Source organism: Succinivibrio sp., from assembly GCF_045124615.1.
GTDB lineage: Bacteria > Pseudomonadota > Gammaproteobacteria > Enterobacterales > Succinivibrionaceae > Succinivibrio > Succinivibrio faecicola.
In genome coordinates this window covers 1-2,665 of record NZ_JBGVMC010000014.1, presented here as the reverse complement: position 1 = coordinate 2,665, position 2,665 = coordinate 1, and the positions used below count along the sequence as shown (strand labels likewise).

3 protein-coding genes are annotated in these 2,665 nt (G+C 36.6%); 1 reads left to right on the top strand and 2 read right to left on the bottom strand.

What is annotated here, in order from left to right; genetic code table 11:
- Both ACJML3_RS00270 and ACJML3_RS00265 read right to left on the bottom strand, forming a co-directional pair.
- Window positions 1-259: hypothetical protein (locus ACJML3_RS00270; RefSeq protein ID WP_406019621.1), on the bottom strand; the 259-nt coding region annotated here is incomplete at its 3' end.
- A gap of 17 nt (window positions 260-276) precedes the next feature.
- Window positions 277-2,160 carry a peptidoglycan DD-metalloendopeptidase family protein gene (locus ACJML3_RS00265; protein ID WP_406019620.1) on the bottom strand — a complete coding sequence of 628 codons (1,884 nt, stop codon included), beginning with the start codon at window positions 2,158-2,160 and terminating at the stop codon, window positions 277-279.
- Window positions 2,161-2,440: 280 nt separating this feature from the next.
- Here ACJML3_RS00265 and ACJML3_RS00260 point away from each other — a divergent pair.
- The coding region (locus ACJML3_RS00260) for an SLC13 family permease (protein WP_406019619.1) at window positions 2,441-2,665 on the top strand (225 nt) is incomplete at its 3' end.

Genomic DNA, 2,665 nt, shown 5'->3' with positions numbered 1-2,665 from the left:
TATTGCACATTACAACAAGAGTCTGTGTTGTCAGAATATCTCTTCTGACAAAAGCGGTAAAGGAGTGGTTTTTCTGATCATCATGAGTAATGTAATTAAGATAGTCAGGATGATTCTTAAAATAGGTAAATTCTGCTACTGTATTGTAGATAGTATGGCTGATGATTTCATCACCTGATGTTCTGGTGATGGATGGAATAGCAACAAGCCATTTTAAAACGGCAAGAGCCTCTTCTGTAAAGTCCTTTTCGCTAAGCACAGTAATTCCTTATTTTGTCAGTTTGTATGTTCTTCTGTCTGTTCTGCAAGTTCTTTTTTATACAGTTCTGTTTTCAGAATATATACAGTATTGTTGAATGAATCCTTTAAACGTCTTGCCATAGCAGGAGTGCCTGATGGAAGATCTACTTTTAGAGGATCAACCACACGTCCGTTTACATGAACCTCATAATGCAGATGAGGACCTGTTGAGATACCTGTGTTGCCAGATTTTGCAATCATCTGACCTATATGCACCTCGTCGCCTTTCTTGACGTCGAACTTTGATAAATGCATATAAACAGTGGAGTAACCGCCCTTGTGAGTGATCTTGACTGTATAGCCACCGCCTCGCATGTAGCTTGCATATGTTACAACACCATCAGCAGGAGCATAGATTGGTGTACCGATAGACAGTTTGAAATCAACACCGTAGTGTGGTCTTATAACCTTCTTTACAGGATGGAATCTATTAAGATTGAAAGGTGAGCTTACCTTAACCTGACCCATAATTGGGAAACGTCTGAATACACCTGATGTTGGATTGTATTCATTCTCTTCATAGAAGATGTGATTTTGTGGATGACGGTAAAGAGGAATAACGCCATACTGATTAGAATCAATAACGATAGCGGTCATTGTTGATTTGTTGCCGATGCCGTTGAAAAGAACTCTAAAAGAATCGCCAGCTTTTAATTTTCTTACATTAAGTTTTCCGTGATACTGATTTTTTATAGAACGGATTTCAGAGTTTGTAAGACCGATTCTTCTTGCAGCTCTGTCAAAGTTCTCATTCTTGTTAATTGTTGCAATTAGTAGACGTGGTCTATTTGTTGTTAACAGAAGCTTTTTCTGTTCAAGTTCACGCTTTTTAGCTAAAGCTAACTCTTTTTTCTCTAGAGCTTCTTTCTGTTTTTGGATCTGTAGTTCCTTTCTTGCCTTTTCCTTTTCAAGAAGTGCTAAACGCTGTTTTTCCTTTTCCTCTTTTTCAAGTTTTGCTGCCTGTTCTTCAAGTGCCTTTGCTTTTGCAAGGGCTACTGATGGCATATCTGATGCATCCTTGATGTCCTTTGCAAGTAGAGTATCTTGCTGCTGTGCTGAGAGTCTGTCAATCTTCACCATTGTGAACTGATCTTTGTTTGTCTCAGTGTCTCTTACAAAATGCAGCTGTTTTTGGTTTTCAATTGGAATGAAAATTTCAAGTAGAGTATTGTCCTTGTCTACAAGGAACTGAAGTTTGTCACCGATTGTTAATGAAAGATTCTCTTTTCTTCCTGCAAAGGTGATTTTTTTGTAATCTTCCTTTGACAGATTAAGATATGAGAAGATCTTATAAAGAGAGTCGCCTCTTCTGACTGTCTGTTCATACCAGTTGCCTCTTTTCATGTGAGTACTGATATTCTCAGGAGTTAAAACATTTTTTATAAATTCCTTTGACTGTTCCTTTGCCTCATTAGCAATAGTCTGTTCAGATTTTGCTGTAAATCTGTCTCTTAGAGGCTGAGCTACTTTTTCACCGTCTAAAGATGAATCTCTGATAATAACATTGTCATCACTCTTATCTGCGATAAGAACCTCAGTTGCAATTTCATCATCATAGTTTTCCTCTGATCCTGCTGCCTCAGAGATAACAATATTCTTTTCAGCAAGAGCTTCATCGTTTTTCAGATACTGTTGCTCAAGAACCTGATTCTTCTCTTTCTTTCCTGTTGAATAGGCGGTAAATGGGGAATAGTCTGTAGGAATAAGTTGACCAAAAGGCAGTGCAAGAAGAACGCAAATAATACCAACTGAGAATATGCCAAACAGGTGCTTACTTGGCAGAGCAATGGCACCAGTCTCCCTCTCAATTGCAATATAGTCTTCTTTGTTTGTATTAGTGGTCACTTTAATATTTATCATAATTCTATCATTCTATCATATACAACAAAATTTGTCCTTTTAACTCAAATGTCTAAATTCTGTAAGGTTGTAAATTGCTTTGTATGTCACAAAAATTTCTAATCAGATATTTTTTTATCGGTAAAGATAATCATTTAAAGTTTGAAACACTTAACAAATAGTTAAAAAACAGATAGTTAGAATCAAATCCTTTGCTCAAACTCACAGAATATGCACATTAAATGGATAAAATTAGATAAGACTTAGTAAAAAATTATGGTTATACGATAAGGAGCAGGTAGTGGATTCAGCTGTTATAACATTACTGGTACTAGCTACAGTAGCTTTTCTTTTTGTTACCGAATATATTCCTATTGCGGTATCAGCACTTATGGCTTCTGTCTCCTTAGGTCTTTTAGGAATTTTAACTCCACAAGAGTGCTTTTCTGGGTTTTCAAATTCAAATGTAATCTTATTTGGCGGTATGTTTGTAGTTGGTGCCGCTATGCTAGATTCTGGTCTTGCC

Excerpts from the sequence above, each read along its gene's own strand:
- ACJML3_RS00265 (WP_406019620.1), bottom strand. The coding sequence starts at position 2,160 with ATGATAAATATTAAAGTGACCACTAATACAAACAAAGAAGACTATATT.